Source organism: Hymenobacter sediminis (genome assembly GCF_003231285.1).
GTDB classification, from domain to species: Bacteria; Bacteroidota; Bacteroidia; order Cytophagales; family Hymenobacteraceae; genus Hymenobacter; species Hymenobacter sediminis.
The window spans coordinates 37,669-54,807 of sequence record NZ_QKNS01000006.1; the positions used below are offsets into that span (position 1 = coordinate 37,669).

Here is a 17,139-nt window from a genome sequence, read left to right on the forward strand (position 1 = left end):
GAACATAAAAAAGCCCGCCGAAGCGGGCTTTTTTATTGCTTGTACTCTAAGCTTAGCTACTACGAGCGTTGGTCGATGCTTACGTAGTCGCGCTCGGTTTCACCGGTATAAATCTGACGCGGACGGCCAATCGGCTCTTTGTTCTCACGCATCTCTTTCCACTGGGCAATCCAGCCGGGGAGGCGGCCCAGAGCGAACATTACCGTGAACATCTCGGTCGGGATGCCCAGGGCTTTGTAGATGATACCGGAGTAGAAGTCCACGTTCGGATAAAGCTTGCGCTGGATGAAGTACTCATCCGTGAGGGCAGCTTGCTCCAGTTCCTTGGCAATTTTCAGCAAGGGGCTGTCCTGCAGGCCCAGAGCGGCCAGCACTTCGTCGGCGGCTTTCTTGATGATGGTAGCGCGCGGGTCGAAGTTCTTGTACACACGGTGGCCGAAGCCCATCAGGCGGAACGAATCATTCTTGTCCTTAGCCTTGGCAATGAATTTGCTGGTGTCGCCACCGTCGCGCTCAATGGCCTCCAGCATCTCAATTACCTCCTGGTTAGCGCCACCGTGCAGCGGACCCCACAGGGCATTGATACCAGCCGAAACCGAGCCGTAGAGCGAAGCATTGGCCGAGCCTACCAAGCGCACGGTAGAGGTAGAGCAGTTTTGCTCGTGGTCGGCGTGCAGAATGAGCAGCTTGTTCAGGGCGCTTACTACCACAGGGTTCAGTTCATACTTCTCGGTAGGGAAGCTGAACATCATGTGCAGGAAGTTGGAGCAGTAGTCCATGTCGTTCCGCGGGTAGTTCAGCGGGTGGCCCATCTGGTTCTTGTATGTCCAAGCTGCAATAGTGGGCATCTTGGCCATCAGACGAATCACGTTCAGGTCAATTTCCTCCTTGCTCAGGTCCGGCGATACGCTTTCGGGGTAGAAAGCAGTCAAAGCACAGATCAGGCTGCTAAGGATGGCCATTGGGTGGGCCGCCGACGGAAAACCGTCGAAAATTTTGCGCACGTCTTCGTGCACAAGGGTATGCTTAGTAATCTGGCCTGCAAAGTCCTTCAGTTCTGCTTCGGAGGGCAGTTTGCCATGAATTAGCAGGTAGGCAACCTCAATGAATGAGGATTTTTCAGCCAACTGTTCAATCGGATAGCCCCGGTAACGCAGAATGCCTTCTTCGCCGTCGAGGAAAGTAATGGCGCTTTTGGTAGCACCCGTGTTCTTGTAGCCCGAGTCCAGGGTTACGTAGCCTGTTTGGTCGCGCAGCTTGCCAATGTCGAAGGCCTTTTCTTGCTCGGTACCTTCAATTACGGGGAGAGAGTAGGATTTCCCGTCGAGGATCAGTTCAGCAGATTCTGCCATAAGCGTGGGTTGAAGGGTGGGGTTGCGGGGCGAAACTAAAGAATTACCAATTAGAGTAAAACCCCGTGAGAGTTTGGCGCCTATACTACAATCCGACCCAGGTGGTTGTTTGAGTTGGGGTAAAGCGCAAAGAAAAGCCCCCGCTTTGATAAGTCCGGCATTAAACCGGAATTTTTACCGACGACTTCGCACATTTATCCCTGTCTTCACCCCCTAACCCTCAACTTTCGCGGCCAGTAAGGCTACTATAGCGGACTTGTGGAGACATGATGCCTGGCTTGCGTTCATCCTACCGGTTGAGAAGCCAGCAGACTATTTTCCGATGCAGAACTGAGTAAAGATGCTAGTTAGCAGGTCATCGTTGCTGATCTCACCGGTAATCTGACCAAGGGCGGCCAACGCGTGGCGCAAGTCGGCGGCCAATAGCTCGGTGCCCGCACCAGTACTCAGGCCTACCAGCACAGCGTCGAGGTGTTGGGTAGCTTGTTCCAGGCTACGGGCGTGTCGCACGTTGGTCACGATAGTGCTGGCGCCGGTCCGGTCGAGGCCTTCTACCCGCACGCGGGACAGCAGTTCCTGACGCAGCTCATCGAGGCCGTCGCCGCGGGAGGCAGCAATCAGGACCGTGCCGGGGCGGGAGCGGAAGGCGTCCAGTTCCACCTCTGATGCTACATCCATCTTGTTGCCCACTGCCAGTACAGAGGTGCCAGCCGGAAGGTGCAGCGCCTCAATCTCCACTTCAAGCTCAGTAGGGGTAGTACTCGTCATATCAAACAGATATACAACCATGGCGGCCTGCTTTACCCGCTTAAGCGTGCGCTCCACCCCAATAGATTCTACAACATCGTTGGTGTCGCGGAGGCCAGCGGTATCCACAAAGCGGAAGCGGATGCCTTCAATGCTAACCTCATCTTCAATTAGGTCGCGGGTGGTGCCGGCTATGTCCGAAACGATAGCGCGCTCCTCGTTGAGTAGGGCATTAAGCAGGGTGCTTTTGCCCGCGTTGGGTCGGCCAGCAATGACGGTGGTTACGCCGTTTTTGATGACGTTGCCTAACTCGAAGGAACGTAGGAGCCGGCGTACTAGCGCCTGAACTTCCTGCAGGAGTTGCACTAGGCCCGTACGGTCGGCAAACTCCACATCTTCCTCCCCAAAGTCGAGCTCCAACTCCAGCATGGCCGCGAAGTGTACCAGCCGGCCCCGTAGGTCCTTTAACTCTTGTGAGAAGCCCCCGCGCATCTGGCGCATGGCCACCTGGTGCGACAGCGCCGAGTCGGCGGCAATGAGGTCCGCTACTGCCTCGGCCTGGGCCAGGTCGAAGGCGCCGTGCAGGAACGCACGCTTGGTAAACTCCCCGGCTTCTGCTAGGCGAGCCCCGCGGCGGGTCAGTAGCCCCAACAACTCCTGCACAATGTAATCGGAGCCGTGGGTGCTGATTTCGACTACATCCTCGCGGGTGTAAGAGTGAGGCCCCCGAAACAGAGAAACGACTACCTCATCAATAATTCGTTCTCCATCTCGGATGGTGCCGTAGTGGAGCGTATGGCCTGGCTGGTTGCTTAGCTGCTTACCGGCAAAAACTTCATCGGTGAGGCGAATGGCATCGGGGCCGGATAAGCGGACCAGGGCAATGGCCCCCGCGCCGGGAGGCGTGGAGAGGGCAACGATGGTATCAGAAAGCGAGGTAGGGAGAGCAGCCACAGCGGCGAAAAATTTGTTCCGGCCGCAAAGGTACGGGTTCAGGAGCGGGAAAAGGGGTAGGCAGAATGAAGCATTGCTCTTGGCAGCTAACTACCAGTGAGTAGTCAACCTCGAAGCAATAGGAGAAGCTACCCGGTAACGAATAAGTTGCGACTAACTTCAGAAGAGAGCAAATGCTCCTTTGTTTTGTTTATCCTGATTTCAAATGAGTTATCGAATAAGATCTTATCCAGTACTTCAATATGGGTCCCGAGGTTTAATCCCACCTTGTCCAGATACTGAAGAAAGGGTACCGACGTGTTTTTAACAGCTACCACAATGCCCTGGTCACCGGGACGGAGATCGGCAACTAGGCGGTGTTGGGGCCGGTGCAGTATGCCTTCCGCCGTGGGAATAGGGTCGCCATGGGGGTCCAACTGAGGGTAGCCCAGAAACTCATCGAGGCGGTCAATGAGCAGGTCGGAGTCAATGTGCTCCATTTGTTCGGCCACGTCGTGCACTTCATCCCAGGTAAAGCCCAACTGCTGCACCAAAAACACTTCCCAGAGTCGGTGCTTACGGATAGTGAGCAAGGCTAGCCGCCGGCCTTCCGACGTGAGTGTTACGCCCCGGTAGCGGGTGTAGTGGAGCAGACCTTTCTCCCCGAGGCGGCGTAGCATATCCGTTACGGAAGCTGCCCGGGTCTGCAGCGCTTCGGCCACACTGTTAGTACTGACCTCCGTGCCGGGCTGGGCTTCGGAGAGCTTGTAGATGGCTTTTAAGTAATTTTCCTCGGTGTAGCTGGGCACGTTGTGAAAGGCTGCGGGCCAGGATGTGAAGAAGCGAAGATGCAAGGTTTTGCAAAAAGCGCGGCCGGTGACAGGCACCGGCCGCGCTTTTTGCAGGACTGCGGCAGCAGGGTTATCTCCTGAGCCGCTGTTTCAGGGAGGAGTTGCCTACCACTTAATCAGAGCAGAAGCCCAGGTAAAGCCAGAGCCAAACGCAGCCAAGCAAACCAGGTCGCCACGCTTGATGCGGCCTTCCTGCACAGCCTCGCTCAAGGCAATTGGCACAGAAGCAGCAGTGGTGTTGCCATAGCGCTGAATGTTGCTGAATATCTTATCGTCGGAGAGACCCATTTTCTGCTGCACGTACTGTGTGATGCGCAGGTTGGCCTGGTGCGGAATGAGCATGTCGAGGTCCTGAGGCTGGTAGCCGTTCTGATCAAGGGCTTCCTTGATTACCTGCGGGAACCGGACTACGGCGTGTTTGAACACGTTCTGTCCGTTCATGTAGGGGTACATATCCAGCTCGTTGGCCACCACGTACTCCACCCGCTTGTTGCGGTTGGAACCGGGCTCCTTCACAATGAGCTCCTCGGCGTGCTCACCCTGGGAGTGCAGGTGAGTACTCAGAATACCATGCTCGGGGCGGGTGCTGGGGCGCAGAACTACCGCGCCGGCCCCGTCGCCGAAAATAACCGACACAGCCCGGCCGCGGGTGCTGATGTCGAGGCCGGAGGAGTGAATTTCCGAGCCAACTACCAGCACCGTGTCGTACATGCCCGTTTTGATGAACTGATCGGCCATCGAAAGCGCATACACGAAGCCCGAGCACTGATTGCGCACGTCGAAAGCCGGAATTGGGTCCTTGATGCCCAACTCGCGCTGCAGCAACACGCCAGAACCCGGAAAAAAGTAATCCGGCGACAACGTAGCGAAAACAATCAGCTGCACGTCGTCAGGGGTGAGGCCAGCAGCTTCCAGGGCTTTGCGAGCCGCGTTGGCGCCCATATTAGCCGTGGTGTCTTTGCCTTCTTCGAACCAGCGCCGCTCCCGAATACCGGTGCGCTCCTGAATCCACTCGTCTGTGGTTTCCATCAGGGTAGTAAGGTCGGCGTTGGTAACCACCCGGTCAGGCACGTAGTGGCCTACACCGGCTATTTCAGACATTCGGAGGGTAGTGTTCATCAAGGGGGAATTTGCAGGGCAGATGGATCAGAGAAACTGAGCCGAAGGTAGAAAAATTCAGCCCTGCCCTGTAAACGGCTGGCAAAGGTCGGCAGTTACCGGATAGAATCCATAAGGCGGAGTAATTTTTCCGCTTCCGAAGCCCAGAAAGCCTCATGCGGTGCACCGTTCGGATAGTATACGTGGCGGCTTAGCTCGGCAGCCAGGGTAGCAGCGGCCGGGTAATCTGCCTGCTGGAAATCAAAGACGAGTCCGGCCTGGTGAGGTTGCACCAACTGCTGCCACAAGGGGTTTGGAGGTAGCAGCAGGGGTAGGCCGTGGGCCAGGTACTCGAATAGCTTAGTGGGCACGCACCGGGCGGTGCTAGGGTGCGGCCGGTAAGGCAGCAGCCCCAGGTGGCTGCGCTGCATTTGGGCTACTACCTCCGCGTGCGGCACCAACTCCGCCCCGCCGCGCAGCGTTACGGCACCGGCCGCTTCGGCTACGGCGGCCTGCAGACGCGGCAGTAACCCTGGTTGCTGGCAGGCCCCAATAATAGTCAGGTGAGCCAGGGGCCAGGTCGTGCGCAGATGATGAGTAAAGCGGATGGCTTCCCACACCCCGTTTAGCTCCGAAATGGTACCGGAATAAAGCAGATTCAGCGGCTCAGCAGGGGTAGGGAGCCGACGAGGAAAAGCCGGAGCTACTACCTCGGTGCTATAAGGCTGGTATTTATTTTCAATGATTAGCGTCTTGGCCGGCGTGGCAAACGGTAGTTCATCGGAGTAGCTGCGCTCGGCTAGCAGCACGGCAGTGGCGCGCTTCGCCGCCAGCGCTTCTAGGCCGCGAACCAGCCCGGCCAATAAGCTGCGGGCCCAGGCGGGGTACACCTGCTGGGTCTGGATATTGAGGGCGTAATTCTCCCGCACATCATAGATGTACCGGCGACCAGTGCCCAATGAGTGCCAAAGTACCGTCAGGGGTAGCAGCTCCGGGGCGTGCACAAAAACCACCTGCGGCTGCAGTTTCCGCAGCAACTGCCAGTAGCGCCACTGGGCAGCAACCCGGCCCCAACTCAGGCGGCTGCCCTGTAATAAGAAGTGGGTGTGCAGATTGTTGGGCAGGCCGTAGGGGGTAGGGGCCGCGCGGCCCGCTACGTGCACATCCGTGCCTGACCGGCTGGCCAAGGTGCGCCCGAACTTGCCCAGCATGCGGGTATCGTCGAGGGGCTTGAGCACCGAGGCCAGTAAAATGGTCAGGGAAGGCGGCATATTGCTCGCGAAGATGGTAAGTTTGCTTGTTAGTTATCGGCGGAGAAGCTTCGGCCACTGCCCGAATCAGTGAAGCCAAGAGCCTTCGGTGCTGACAGCCAACGTAAATCACCTGACAACCAGATTGAGATGTCTGAACACCTAACCCTGATTGAGGCTGCCTGGAACGACCGGAGCCTATTGCAGCAAGCCGCCACCACGGAGGCCATCCAGCACGTTATTGAAGAACTTGACAAGGGCCGCTTGCGCGTGGCTCAGCCTGGCGCTACCGAAGGTGCTGATTGGCAGGTAAACGACTGGGTGAAGAAGGCCGTTATTCTGTACTTCCCCATCCGCCAGATGGAAACCATTGAAGTGGGCCCGTTTGAGTTCCGCGACAAAATGCAGCTCAAAACTAACTACGAGCAACAGGGTGTGCGCGTGGTGCCGCCGGCCGTAGCCCGCTATGGTGCCTATCTGGCTCCCGGCGTTATCATGATGCCGAGCTACGTAAACATTGGGGCTTGGGTAGGCGAGGGTACTATGGTTGATACCTGGGCTACCGTCGGCTCCTGTGCTCAAATTGGGGCTGGTGTGCACCTGAGCGGCGGCGTAGGTATTGGTGGCGTGCTGGAGCCCGTGCAGGCTGCTCCGGTTATCGTGGAGGACGGTGCTTTCGTGGGCTCGCGCAGCATTCTAGTAGAAGGTTGCTTCGTGGGTAAAGAAGCGGTTATTGGAGCTGGCGTTACAATTACGGGCAGCACCCGCATTATTGACGTAACCGGCGCTGAGCCCAAGGAGTATCGCGGCTACGTACCGGCCCGCTCGGTGGTCATTCCTGGTTCGCTACCTAAGCAGTTCCCTGCTGGTGAGTACCAGGTGCCCTGCGCCCTCATCATTGGGCAGCGCAAGCCTAGCACTGACCTTAAAACCTCGCTCAACGACGCCCTGCGCGAGCACAACGTAGCAGTATAGTGGGGCAACCTGATGAGGTGCGGAAACGACCTTGTCAGCGAAAAACCAGAAAAGAACCCTGTGTACTTTGTGCCAGGGTTCTTTTTTTCCACGGCCAGATACAAGATATTGCACTGCGGTGGTGACTTACCCACTTAAATTCCCCCGATTCTATTCTTGATGAGTACCCTGAAATCAGTAGTGTCTGCGGCACAGGCCCGCGACGAAGTACGCGACTACATAGCCCAGGAATTAGAAATTAGTCCTGAGCTGGTACAAACCCGCGTGGCCTTTAACCGGGAGCTACCCTGGGTTGATGGCCGTACCCGCCCTTGCTTTCTGGTGGAGTGGGCCGAGCCCAACGGCCGCGACGGGGTAGCCCTGGCGGGGCCCTATACCCACAACTTCTTCGAGTTCAGCCGCGCCGATGCCTATCAGCTAGGAGCTCAGAATGCTTGGCGCCAGCAGTTGATAAACCTGTATGCTGGCTGTGAGCTGGTGGTACAGGCCCGCTTGACCCAGCCCCTTACTGAGGTAACGGACCCCACACGCTTGTCCATCATTACCCAAACCCTGGAAGACCGCACCAACTGGCGCATTGCCGTGAATGTGTCGTTGCGAGAGTTCCTGCGCCTGGGCACCGATGAGTACTACATCTTTAATGGTAGCTGGGTATGGAACACCAATTACCGTTTTTCGCACCTGAAAGGTTTTATCCCATATGGTGAGAAAACCCTGATGGATCTGCCCAAAACCGGTTTTATTCCAGTAAAGTCGCACTCGCCATTTGAGGCTATTCCGCCCCTGGGCGAAGATGGGGCTTACCCCGGAGAGCTAGTGAGCTTCATCATCGTGAAGAACAACCAGATTCTGGAAACTCGCGGCCTCGACCTCTACGCCCGCACCCTCATGAACCAAGTAGCTATGTTCTACGCCCTGGGCCGGGAACATGGTCCCTTCCAGATTGACTTAGTGGAGCAGCGCTAACGCTTTCCCATAAACGACAACAAAAAGCCCGCCCGGAGGATATCCGGGCGGGCTTTTTGTATTGATTGAAACTTAGTGTGCTTTGGCTTCAGCCTTTAGCTTGTCAGCAAATACCTGCCGCACTTTGTCTATTTTAGGCTTTACCACAAACTGGCAGTAGGGCTGCTGGCTGTTCTGGTTGTAATAGTTCTGGTGGTAGTTCTCAGCCGCGTAGAACTTGCCCAGCGGCACAATCTCGGTTACTACCGGGTTGGGGAAGGCATGCGCATCGTTGAGTTTCTTCTTATACTCCTCCGACAGGCGCTTCTGCTCATCATTATGGTAGAAGATGGCTGAGCGGTACTGGGTACCTACGTCGGCACCCTGGCGGTTGAGGGTGGTAGGGTCGTGAGTTTTCCAGAATACTTCCAGCAACTCCTTGAAAGTGATTTTGCTGGGGTCGTAGGTAATCTGGGCTACCTCGGCGTGGCCCGTCAGGCCGCTGCACACTTCCTTATAGGTAGGGTTGGCGATGCGTCCGCCGGTATAGCCGGATACTACCTTCTCGACGCCATTGAGGTCCTGAAAAACGGCCTCCACGCACCAGAAGCAGCCGGCTCCAAAAGTTGCCTGTTCCATTCGTTGGGGTTTCGTAGTTGATTTTGTCGGGGTGGCCCGTTGGGCGGTGGCCGCTGACAGCAGCCCCAGCCACAGCAAAGCAGAAAATACAGCTCGTAGCATACGGGTAAAAGGCAGAAGCAGCCCGAAAAGTTTAGAAAATACCGTTGAGCTGCCAGAAAAATAACCGGCCCTTCTGCCACGAGGGCAAAAGGGCCGGCTTGGCTTCATTAAAGGGGTAGGAAACTACTTGCGGAAACGCTCAGCTAGCACCAGGTCCTTGGTGCCGTGCGTCCACGAGTAAAATCCTTCGCCCGACTTCACCCCGAGGCGGCCGGCCGTCACCATATTCACCAGTAGGGGGCAGGGAGCGTATTTCTGGTTGCCCAGGCCCTCGTGCAGTACCCGCAGAATAGCCAAACATACATCCAGGCCGATAAAGTCGGCGAGTTGCAGGGGGCCCATGGGGTGGGCCATACCCAGCTTCATTACGGTATCAATTTCTTCTACCCCTGCTACCCCGTCGTAGAGGCTATAGATGGCCTCATTAATCATGGGCACTAAGATGCGGTTGGCCACGAAACCGGGGTAGTCGTTTACCTCTGTGGGGGTTTTGCCCAGTTGCCGCGAAAGCTCCATAATGCGCTGCGTCACTTCATCCGAAGTAGCATAGCCGCGGATAACTTCCACCAGCTTCATAACAGGCACCGGGTTCATAAAGTGCATGCCGATTACCTTCTCTGGACGCTTGGTTACGGCGGCAATCTTGGTAATGGAGATGGACGATGTGTTGGACGCCAGAATAGCATCAGCCGGGGCGTACTGATCCAACTCACGGAAGATGTTCAGCTTCAGCTCTACGTTCTCGGTGGCAGCCTCAACCACCAAGTCGGCGCTCTTTACACCTTCAGCTATGCTGGTGTAGGTAGTCAGGCGGCCTAGGATGGCAGTTTTATCGGCATCGGTGAGCGAGCCTTTGACTACTTGGCGGTCAAGGTTTTTGCCGATAGTAGCCAGGCCTTTGTCGAGGGCTGGCTGGTTGATATCGATGAGGGCAACTGGAAATCCGTGCTGGGCAAAAACGTGGGCAATACCATTGCCCATGGTGCCCGAGCCAATAACGGCGACGTTCAGCATGTAGAAGAAGGTGGGTGGGGTGAAATGGTGTGAGCCACCTGATGGATGGCGCCCGCAAATCTACACGAAAGCCGGTTTTTACTTCTGCAGCAAAAAAATCAGCTATTGCTATACATAAATTCTTTTGTCTCAGAAACCGCCTCTATTGGCTTTAAAAGCCATTTTGTGACTGGTTATTAGTCAGTCAATAAAAAAAATCTGGGTATAGTATAAACCTTTTGCCAGAACTGCCGCGTACAAAACAGCAGATTGGCTACCTCCCCTGTGTCTCCCTATTCAGGGTGGGCAGCCAATTCAAAAACTCTCCCTTTTTTCACTTACTCTCTCCTCTCCATCATGGGAAATCTGCTGTATATCATCGCCGTCATTCTGATCATCATCTGGGCCCTGGGCTTCTTTGGCGTACTAGGTACCGGTATTGCGGGCAATAGCCTGATTCACGTACTGCTCGTTATTGCTATCATCGCTATTCTGCTGCGGGTTATTCGCGGCGGGCGGGTAGTATAACTAGCTCCCTTATTCCACTTGGTAGTGGAATTCTTTAGTCCGAAAAACGCAAAAAAGCCTGACTCAACTGAGTCAGGCTTTTTTGTTGTCGAGTGCAGAACAGCACTGGTTATTTCAGATCGAACAGGAAGCTAAAACGAATAACTGGCTGCCCGTAGATGTCGTTGATACCGTCGTTGAAGTTGTAAAGTACCACAATGTCGGCGGCAGCCCGGTCGCTGATCTGCTGGCGGTAGCCGGCCCCAGCCAATGGGGTTTTAACCGTCAGCTTTCCTTTATAGAGCTGGCCGGTGTTTTGGTCCTGGAAGAACACTTCCGCTTTTGTAGCTTCATATTCGCCGTGCAGGAAAAACTGGTCAAATACCATAAACTGCGCGAAGGCCTTCACGCCGATGCTATTGGTCTTGATACTTTCATAACCACGAGCTGATAAGCTGTTGTAAGCATAGGTAATGCCTGGCCCGATGGCAAACCTCTTGGAAACGCGGTAGCCAATGGCCGGAGCAATGCTCGCGCTGAACTGGTTCAACCCATACAGGCTGCTAAAGCCCAAGCCAAAGTTGCTATACAGAAAGTAGCGGCGCATGGGGGACTCCGGCGCTGCTACCCCCGGCCGCTGCGGCAAGTCTAGGCCCGATGGCCGGCTGGGGTCATACGGTGCATTAGAGGCTGGCACGCCGGGTTGAGCCGGTTCCGTGGGCGTAGTGGGGGTAGGGGGCTGATGCACGGGCGCCGGCGTACGGGCTGGAGCCGTACCGGGAGGGGCCGTATTGAGCTGAGGCTTCACGGTGCGGGTGGTATCCGTCACCTGCGCCGAAACGGTAGGGGCCAACCCAAGGCTGGCCCCACCAAAAATCATAAAGAACAGGAATCGTTTCATATCAGCGTTACAACGTAACTACGAAACCAACTGGTACATGCGCTGCCGCTGCGCTTTGATATTTTCGTCGGCCAAGTATTCTTCATAGCTCATGCGGCGGTCAATGATGCCATCGGGGGTAAGCTCGATGATACGATTGGCTACCGTTTCAATCACCTGCAAGTCGTGGGAAGCGAACAGCAGGGTGCCGTTGAATTCCTTCAGCGAGTTATTCAGGGCTGTGATGCTTTCCAAGTCCAAGTGGTTGGTCGGGTCGTCGAGCACGAGCACGTTGCCGGCTTCCATCATCATCTTTGAGAGCATGCAGCGCACTTTCTCGCCCCCGCTCAGCACGTTCGACTTCTTCTGCGACTCTTCGCCCGAGAACAGCATCCGGCCCAAAAAGCCGCGGATAAACGACTCGTCTTTCTCGGTGCTATACTGGCGTAGCCAGTCTACCAAGTTCAAATCTGTATTGAAGAACTCGGTGTTTTCTTTGGGGAAATAGCTGGGCGTGATAGTAGTGCCCCACTTAAAGTCGCCGGTATTGGCCTTCGTCTCATTGAAGAGAATGTCGAAAAGGAGGGAAGCAGCCCGGTCGTCGCGGCTGATAATGGCCACCTTGTCCTTCTTGTCGAGCGAGAAAGATACATTCCGGAAAATGGTCTGGCCATCTACCGAAGCGCTCAGGTTCTCCACGGTCAGCAGTTGGTTGCCAGCTTCTCGTTCGGGCTTGAAGGCGATGTAGGGATACTTCCGCGAGGACGGCTTGATTTCTTCCAGGGTCAGCTTTTGCAGCAGCTTCTGGCGCGAGGTTGCCTGCTTCGACTTAGAAGCGTTGGCCGAGAAGCGACGCACGAACTCTTCTAGTTCCTTGCGCTTATCTTCAGTCTTCTTATTTACTTCCTGGCGCTGTCGCAAAGCAAGCTGCGACGACTCGTACCAGAACGAGTAGTTGCCAGGGTACATCGTGATTTTCGAGAAGTCGAGGTCGGCCATATAGTTACACACCGCGTCGAGGAAGTGACGGTCGTGGCTTACTACAATTACCGTGTTCTGGAACGAATCAAGGAAGTTTTCCAGCCACAGCACCGTTTCAGCGTCAAGACCATTGGTCGGTTCGTCGAGTAGCAACACATCGGGGTTACCGAAAAGGGCTTGCGCCAGCAGCACACGCACTTTGTCAGAAGTACCCAGGTCGCCCATCAGGGTGTGGTGCTTGTCTTCTGAGATGCCCAAGCCAGAAAGCAGTTCGGCGGCTTCATATTCCGCGTTCCAGCCTTCGAGGTCGGCAAACTCACCTTCCAACTCTGCCGCCCGCTCGCCATCAGCGTCCGAGAAATCAGCCTTGGCATAGATGGCATCCTTCTCTTCCATCACCTGCCACAGGCGGGTATGGCCCATAATTACGGTCTGGAGCACCGGAAAGGCGTCGGCAGCAAACTGATCCTGTTTCAGCACCGAGAGGCGGGCGCCCTTGGGCATATCCACCGAGCCAGTGTTGGGTTCAATTTCGCCCGAAAGAATCTTGAGGAACGTTGACTTGCCGGCTCCGTTGGCGCCAATCAGGCCGTACACGTTGCCAGGCATGAACTTAATAGTAACGTCTTCGAACAATACGCGCTTGCCGTAGCGCAGGCTTACGTTGGAGGTGCTGATCATATCAAATGAGTGCGGAGAAACTTCGGGCTGGCCGGCTCCCGGAGCGGGCAAACGCGGCAGCCCGCAAAAATAGGCAAAATGCCTCGGCCCGCCGGGACCAGGAGCCCGAGTTAAGAGAGTTTTCGAAAAAAAGCTTGCTCAATTCACAACTACCTGCTTGGCAATGCGGTATAAAAAGTAGCTGACTGCCCCGGTCTGAGTTGAGGGTGCAGGTGTAAAACAACCGTGCCTCCTGGCCTGGTTCCCGTCGCAGTCAGTCTCTCTTGTTCATCTCTTCTACCATCACCTAGTTTCTTCGTATGGCCACTTCTCGCATTACACCCGAAACCAACGGGATTCGTTATGGCTTGTTTACTGCCGGCGGCATGATTCTGTATTTCCTGATTGCCTCTTTAACTGGTCTTTCAGAAAGAATAGAATTCAGCTTTTTGAACGGTGTTATTCTGGCCGTGGGTATCTGCATGGCAATTGTCAACTACAAGCGCTTCCGGCAGGACCGCATGCCTTACCTGCACGGCTTCGGCACAGGCATTATCACGGCTATTGTTGCTTCTGTGGTGTTTGCCTTCTTCTTTATCCTGTACGCCGGTGTGCTAAACCGTCACATCATGGAAGGCATCCGGGCTGAAGACCTCTTTGGGTTCGACCTTTCAGTAACCATTGCTTTCCTGGCTATTATCCTGCAAGGTGCTATGTCAGGAGTGATTATTTCCCTAGTAGCCATGCAGTACTACAAAAGCCCCGACCACAAGCCTATCACCGGCATTGAGTAAAATAAGGGGTTATTGATTTTGGAGAAGCCGGTGTAAAAGCCGGCTTTTTCTATGATTAGCTATATAGAAGTAAAGCAATATACATGGTTATTTCCATAATTTATTATACAAAAAAGATAATGAGCGTAACTAGCTGTGCTTTTTTTAGTATATATTTGTATTAACAAAGGGCGGGAGAGCTGAATTTTTCTGGGAAAATCTTGGTTGACTCAGCACTTACCTTTATTACACCTGCACGCTTTCCGTTTTCTTATGAAAACTTCAGTACTTACTCTTTTACTTGTTGCGGGCATGAGCACCATATCGTTGGCTCAGAAACGCGACCGGTATGCGGAACGTCCGGGCGACGCTGATATCTCCCTGGAACGGGTAGAGGAAGTTACCCGCCAGATGAGCTCCCAGTTGCGCCTGAATGAAGCGCAGTTTATTAAGCTGCGTGAAGTCAATAAAATAAAGCTGGCCCGCCTCGAAGAAATTCAGTGGCAGTACCAGGAAGACCCGCAGCAGCGTAACGCCAAGCTAGCCGAGTTAGAGGCGCTTTATGAGGCTGAATGCGGCCGCATCCTAACGCCTTCGCAGCTGAGCTTGTTTCGCGATGAGCAGAAGCGGGACATGGTTCCTACCACTCCAGCCAACTCAAACGAGGGTGGGTTAGGCTAGCCTTCCTTTGATTTAGCTATGCTATTACGGCGCGGCCGTTTCAGAACATACTCTGAAACGGCCGCGCTTTTTTTGCCTCTGGAGAGGCAAGAAGGAATATCTGGTATAGATCATCCACTTAAGGCTTCACTACCGGCAAAATCACCTCCGTGATAGTGCCCGTAGCGCCGCTGCGGAGTAGCACTCGGCCTTGGGTTGCCCGGGGGTGCCCCGGCGCGCACTGTATGCCTGCCATTACATAATAGATGTACACCTTATCACTTTGCTCACCCAGTTCCTCCTCGTCGGGGTGCCCAAGCAGGCGGGTAATGTCGTTGACACGGGCACCATACAGCTCATTCCGGTGCTTTTCCAGGATGGGCAACATCGTAACCCGCTTGCTTTGGCAGCCATAGGCATCAGAACGCCAGGTTGCAGAATCGAAGCCGGGTAGGGCAGGGAGGGGGTGACCACAACCAGCTGCCAGCACGCTCAGACAAAAGCTGACGGCGCACCAACGCAGAAAAGAGGGAACGGTTTGCACGAACAAAGAGTTAGGCACCCGAAGGGTAGTGAACGAAAAATACTATTTTTGATTTGCTCTGGGCAGCGAACCTGCCTGATAGCCCTGCAATTTACTTCGCCCCGACTGATTTAGCCGATGACGAACGCCTGGACCCGTGCTGCCGGACTGCTGCTTACCGCGTTAACTTTAGGAAATCCTCTGTCTGCCACTCCGCCAACGGTCCGGCCACGCATTGCGTCGCCTACCCCTGTGCGGCTAAGTGAACAGCAGAAAGCTTTCGTGACGGCTGCCTTTGAGCAGCATGTGGCCCTCTCATACGCGCAAATGGGCCTTACCGCCACCGGGCTGCCGCTGGATGTGTACCGCCGCGCGTTAGTAGGCTTTTACCACTTGCAGCAGCGCGGAGCTACGGGCAACAACACGCAGGTGCTTTCCATCATCGACTTTAGCCGCTCCAGCAACCAAAAGCGCCTCTGGATACTGGATATGGGTAAGGGAAAGCTATTGCACCACAGCTTAGTAGCCCACGGCAAGAATACGGGTGAAGAGTTTGCTCGCACCTTCTCGAACCGGGAAGGCTCCGAGATGAGCAGCCTGGGTTTCTACGTGACGGGGGCTACCTATCAGGGCAAGCACGGCTTATCGTTGAAGCTGAATGGGGTAGATGCCGGCTATAACACTAACGCCCTAAGTCGTGCTGTAGTGGTGCACGGTGCAGAATATGTAAGTCAGCAGTTTATTCGGCAACATGGCCGATTGGGCCGGAGCCAGGGTTGCCCAGCTCTTCCCATAGAGCAAACGGCAGCCATTATCCAGACGATTAAAGGCGGCTCGGTACTGTTTGCCAATGGGCCAGCCAACAGCGCCTACCGCTCCAGTTGGTTAGCTCTCGACCCTGCCCTGCTTGGTTTCGCCCGCAGCAAAGGCTTGCTAGGGCAAGCATAGTTCTCAAGGGTAGGAATTAACACAAGCAGCGCCCCGCTTCTTGCCAATTGGCCGGAAGCGGGGCGCTGCTTGTATATGCGGCTAAGAATAGGGGTAGGGCTAGGCCCGGTCTCCGGTTGTCTTGACCAGATTGATGCCGGCAAAAAAGAAAATCAGCCCAATTACGAAAGGCACAAACGAGTTCATCTTGCTTAAGCCTAATCCGCCAATCTGTAGGAAAGCGAGGGCACCGGCAATGATACCAAGAATGCCAAGGACGGTGAGGATGCTGCCAAAAGTGCGTTTCTGATTCATGAGGAGAGAAGTTGCAGTGGAGAAGAACGGCCGTCCGCAGGGGCGGGCGCGCATAGTGCCTGATACGTGGAGTGGTCGGATTTAGGTTATGCCGAGTCTGACAACCCTACTGTAGGCTTCGCGTTACAAGGCCTAGAGGCCGTTTACGCCTTTTTTTCAGCATTACTCACTCCCTTTCCCTACCCCTAGTTATGCGCGGAAGCCTTCGATATATAATTGCCTTGGTCATGGCAGCCTTTGCCTTCATCCCGTACTACTGCAACACGCAGAAAAACGAGGTGACTGGTGAAGTACAGCACGTTGATATGTCGGCCGATCAGGAAATAGCTCTGGGCCTGCAGGCTGCCCCCGAAATGGCCCAGCAGTATGGTGGCATTCACCCCGACCGCCAGGCCGGTGCCGCTATTGAGCGGATTGGCCAGCAGATTGTACGGAGCACCAAAGTCAGCCAAAGCCCTTACAAGTTTCAGTTTCACTTGCTGGCCGATGAAAACACAATCAACGCCTTTGCTCTGCCCGGCGGGCAGGTGTTCATTACGGCAGGCTTGCTGAAAAATCTGAAAACTGAAGGCCAGGTAGCCGGCGTGTTGGCCCACGAAATTGGTCACGTGGTAGGCCGCCACTCGGCAGAGCAGATTGCCAAGTCGCGCCTGACCCAAGGGCTAACCGGGGCTGCTGCTATTGGCCTCTATGACCCAGACCGGCCTGCTACCATGGCCAGTGCTGCCGCGGCCGCGATGGTAGGCAAGCTGCTGACCCTTCGCTACGGCCGCGAAGATGAGCTGGAAGCCGACCGGCTAGCGGTTGATTTCACGCCCGCAGCTGGTTATGACCCCCGCTCTATGATTCAGGTAATGGAAATTTTGGAGCAGGCCAACCATGGCGGCGGCCCACCCGAGTTTCTGAGCACCCACCCCAACCCCGGCAACCGCATCGAGGAGCTCCAGCATGATATTGCGGAAGATTTCCCGCAGGGTTTGCCCGGCAATTTGAAGCCCTAGTTGCTAGCTCAACAAAAACAGCATGCC

At 55.2% G+C, this 17,139-nt stretch carries 18 protein-coding genes; 7 read left to right on the top strand and 11 right to left on the bottom strand.

Annotated features, from left to right (window positions below; all coding sequences use genetic code 11):
- Positions 1-59: 59 nt before the first annotated feature.
- The 5 genes from DNI29_RS16040 to DNI29_RS16060 all read right to left on the bottom strand — a co-directional run bounded on the left by DNI29_RS16040 (position 60) and on the right by DNI29_RS16060 (position 6,252).
- On the bottom strand, positions 60-1,352 hold the full coding sequence (locus tag DNI29_RS16040) for a citrate synthase (protein WP_110979148.1): 1,293 nt from the start codon (positions 1,350-1,352) through the stop codon (positions 60-62).
- Between the two features lie 312 nt (positions 1,353-1,664).
- Positions 1,665-3,053 carry a tRNA uridine-5-carboxymethylaminomethyl(34) synthesis GTPase MnmE gene (mnmE, locus tag DNI29_RS16045; RefSeq protein WP_110979149.1) on the bottom strand — a complete coding sequence of 463 codons (1,389 nt, stop codon included), beginning with the start codon at positions 3,051-3,053 and terminating at the stop codon, positions 1,665-1,667.
- Between the two features lie 128 nt (positions 3,054-3,181).
- The gene (locus DNI29_RS16050; protein ID WP_110979436.1) at positions 3,182-3,841 is read right to left on the bottom strand and encodes a metal-dependent transcriptional regulator; all 660 of its coding nucleotides are present in this window, start codon (positions 3,839-3,841) and stop codon (positions 3,182-3,184) included.
- A 147-nt stretch (positions 3,842-3,988) separates the two neighbouring features.
- On the bottom strand, positions 3,989-4,984 hold the full coding sequence (locus tag DNI29_RS16055) for a 3-oxoacyl-ACP synthase III family protein (RefSeq protein WP_238388121.1): 996 nt from the start codon (positions 4,982-4,984) through the stop codon (positions 3,989-3,991).
- A gap of 113 nt (positions 4,985-5,097) precedes the next feature.
- Positions 5,098-6,252: a glycosyltransferase family protein gene (locus DNI29_RS16060; protein ID WP_110979151.1), complete on the bottom strand. Its 1,155-nt coding sequence runs from the start codon at positions 6,250-6,252 to the stop codon at positions 5,098-5,100.
- A gap of 129 nt (positions 6,253-6,381) precedes the next feature.
- On the opposite strand from DNI29_RS16060, the gene DNI29_RS16065 reads away from it, so the two are divergent.
- Together DNI29_RS16065 and DNI29_RS16070 are read left to right on the top strand one after the other, a co-directional pair.
- Positions 6,382-7,206: a 2,3,4,5-tetrahydropyridine-2,6-dicarboxylate N-succinyltransferase gene (locus DNI29_RS16065; protein WP_110979152.1), complete on the top strand. Its 825-nt coding sequence runs from the start codon at positions 6,382-6,384 to the stop codon at positions 7,204-7,206.
- Positions 7,207-7,365: 159 nt separating this feature from the next.
- Positions 7,366-8,172 (top strand): hypothetical protein, encoded by an 807-nt coding sequence (locus DNI29_RS16070; protein WP_110979153.1) that lies wholly within the window; start codon positions 7,366-7,368, stop codon positions 8,170-8,172.
- A 72-nt stretch (positions 8,173-8,244) separates the two neighbouring features.
- On the opposite strand, the gene msrA is transcribed toward DNI29_RS16070, so the two are convergent.
- The gene (gene msrA, locus DNI29_RS16075; RefSeq protein ID WP_110979154.1) at positions 8,245-8,790 is read right to left on the bottom strand and encodes a peptide-methionine (S)-S-oxide reductase MsrA; all 546 of its coding nucleotides are present in this window, start codon (positions 8,788-8,790) and stop codon (positions 8,245-8,247) included.
- 225 nt (positions 8,791-9,015) lie between these two features.
- Complete coding sequence (locus DNI29_RS16080) at positions 9,016-9,906, bottom strand: 3-hydroxybutyryl-CoA dehydrogenase (RefSeq protein ID WP_110979155.1); 891 nt, start codon at positions 9,904-9,906, stop codon at positions 9,016-9,018.
- A 336-nt stretch (positions 9,907-10,242) separates the two neighbouring features.
- Here DNI29_RS16080 and DNI29_RS16085 point away from each other — a divergent pair, with 336 nt between their 5' ends.
- On the top strand, positions 10,243-10,413 hold the full coding sequence (locus DNI29_RS16085; RefSeq protein WP_110979156.1) for a lmo0937 family membrane protein: 171 nt from the start codon (positions 10,243-10,245) through the stop codon (positions 10,411-10,413).
- A 109-nt stretch (positions 10,414-10,522) separates the two neighbouring features.
- Here the strand turns inward: DNI29_RS16085 and DNI29_RS16090 are convergent, their stop codons facing one another.
- Complete coding sequence (locus DNI29_RS16090) at positions 10,523-11,293, bottom strand: hypothetical protein (RefSeq protein ID WP_123823285.1); 771 nt, start codon at positions 11,291-11,293, stop codon at positions 10,523-10,525.
- Between the two features lie 18 nt (positions 11,294-11,311).
- Positions 11,312-12,934 carry an ABC-F family ATP-binding cassette domain-containing protein gene (locus tag DNI29_RS16095; RefSeq protein WP_110979158.1) on the bottom strand — a complete coding sequence of 541 codons (1,623 nt, stop codon included), beginning with the start codon at positions 12,932-12,934 and terminating at the stop codon, positions 11,312-11,314.
- A 299-nt stretch (positions 12,935-13,233) separates the two neighbouring features.
- On the opposite strand from DNI29_RS16095, the gene DNI29_RS16100 reads away from it, so the two are divergent.
- Together DNI29_RS16100 and DNI29_RS16105 are read left to right on the top strand one after the other, a co-directional pair.
- Complete coding sequence (locus DNI29_RS16100; RefSeq protein ID WP_110979159.1) at positions 13,234-13,707, top strand: DUF4199 domain-containing protein; 474 nt, start codon at positions 13,234-13,236, stop codon at positions 13,705-13,707.
- Positions 13,708-13,959: 252 nt separating this feature from the next.
- The gene (locus tag DNI29_RS16105) at positions 13,960-14,367 is read left to right on the top strand and encodes a hypothetical protein (RefSeq protein ID WP_123823286.1); all 408 of its coding nucleotides are present in this window, start codon (positions 13,960-13,962) and stop codon (positions 14,365-14,367) included.
- 118 nt (positions 14,368-14,485) lie between these two features.
- Here the strand turns inward: DNI29_RS16105 and DNI29_RS24200 are convergent, their stop codons facing one another.
- Positions 14,486-14,908, bottom strand: a complete 423-nt coding sequence (locus DNI29_RS24200) for a hypothetical protein (RefSeq protein WP_123823287.1) — start codon at positions 14,906-14,908, stop codon at positions 14,486-14,488.
- A 99-nt stretch (positions 14,909-15,007) separates the two neighbouring features.
- Between DNI29_RS24200 and DNI29_RS16115 the strand changes: the two genes are divergently transcribed.
- A complete protein-coding gene (locus DNI29_RS16115) occupies positions 15,008-15,817 on the top strand; it encodes a murein L,D-transpeptidase catalytic domain family protein (RefSeq protein ID WP_238388122.1) in 810 nt (269 codons plus the stop codon).
- A gap of 99 nt (positions 15,818-15,916) precedes the next feature.
- Here DNI29_RS16115 and DNI29_RS16120 read toward each other — a convergent pair whose 3' ends face one another.
- Positions 15,917-16,111: a hypothetical protein gene (locus tag DNI29_RS16120; protein ID WP_110979162.1), complete on the bottom strand. Its 195-nt coding sequence runs from the start codon at positions 16,109-16,111 to the stop codon at positions 15,917-15,919.
- A gap of 191 nt (positions 16,112-16,302) precedes the next feature.
- On the opposite strand from DNI29_RS16120, the gene DNI29_RS16125 reads away from it, so the two are divergent.
- Entirely contained in the window at positions 16,303-17,112 is an 810-nt protein-coding gene (locus tag DNI29_RS16125; protein WP_110979163.1) for a M48 family metallopeptidase, read from the top strand.
- Positions 17,113-17,139 lie beyond the last annotated feature (27 nt).

Excerpts from the sequence above, each read along its gene's own strand:
- DNI29_RS16040 (WP_110979148.1), bottom strand. The coding sequence starts at position 1,352 with ATGGCAGAATCTGCTGAACTGATCCTCGACGGGAAATCCTACTCTCTC.
- DNI29_RS16055 (WP_238388121.1), bottom strand. The coding sequence starts at position 4,984 with ATGTCTGAAATAGCCGGTGTAGGCCACTACGTGCCTGACCGGGTGGTT.
- DNI29_RS16060 (WP_110979151.1), bottom strand. The coding sequence starts at position 6,252 with ATGCCGCCTTCCCTGACCATTTTACTGGCCTCGGTGCTCAAGCCCCTC.
- DNI29_RS16065 (WP_110979152.1), top strand. The coding sequence starts at position 6,382 with ATGTCTGAACACCTAACCCTGATTGAGGCTGCCTGGAACGACCGGAGC.
- DNI29_RS16070 (WP_110979153.1), top strand. The coding sequence starts at position 7,366 with ATGAGTACCCTGAAATCAGTAGTGTCTGCGGCACAGGCCCGCGACGAA.
- msrA (WP_110979154.1), bottom strand. The coding sequence starts at position 8,790 with ATGGAACAGGCAACTTTTGGAGCCGGCTGCTTCTGGTGCGTGGAGGCC.
- DNI29_RS16080 (WP_110979155.1), bottom strand. The coding sequence starts at position 9,906 with ATGCTGAACGTCGCCGTTATTGGCTCGGGCACCATGGGCAATGGTATT.
- DNI29_RS16085 (WP_110979156.1), top strand. The coding sequence starts at position 10,243 with ATGGGAAATCTGCTGTATATCATCGCCGTCATTCTGATCATCATCTGG.
- DNI29_RS16090 (WP_123823285.1), bottom strand. The coding sequence starts at position 11,293 with ATGAAACGATTCCTGTTCTTTATGATTTTTGGTGGGGCCAGCCTTGGG.
- DNI29_RS16095 (WP_110979158.1), bottom strand. The coding sequence starts at position 12,934 with ATGATCAGCACCTCCAACGTAAGCCTGCGCTACGGCAAGCGCGTATTG.
- DNI29_RS16100 (WP_110979159.1), top strand. The coding sequence starts at position 13,234 with ATGGCCACTTCTCGCATTACACCCGAAACCAACGGGATTCGTTATGGC.
- DNI29_RS16105 (WP_123823286.1), top strand. The coding sequence starts at position 13,960 with ATGAAAACTTCAGTACTTACTCTTTTACTTGTTGCGGGCATGAGCACC.
- DNI29_RS16115 (WP_238388122.1), top strand. The coding sequence starts at position 15,008 with ATGACGAACGCCTGGACCCGTGCTGCCGGACTGCTGCTTACCGCGTTA.
- DNI29_RS16120 (WP_110979162.1), bottom strand. The coding sequence starts at position 16,111 with ATGAATCAGAAACGCACTTTTGGCAGCATCCTCACCGTCCTTGGCATT.
- DNI29_RS16125 (WP_110979163.1), top strand. The coding sequence starts at position 16,303 with ATGCGCGGAAGCCTTCGATATATAATTGCCTTGGTCATGGCAGCCTTT.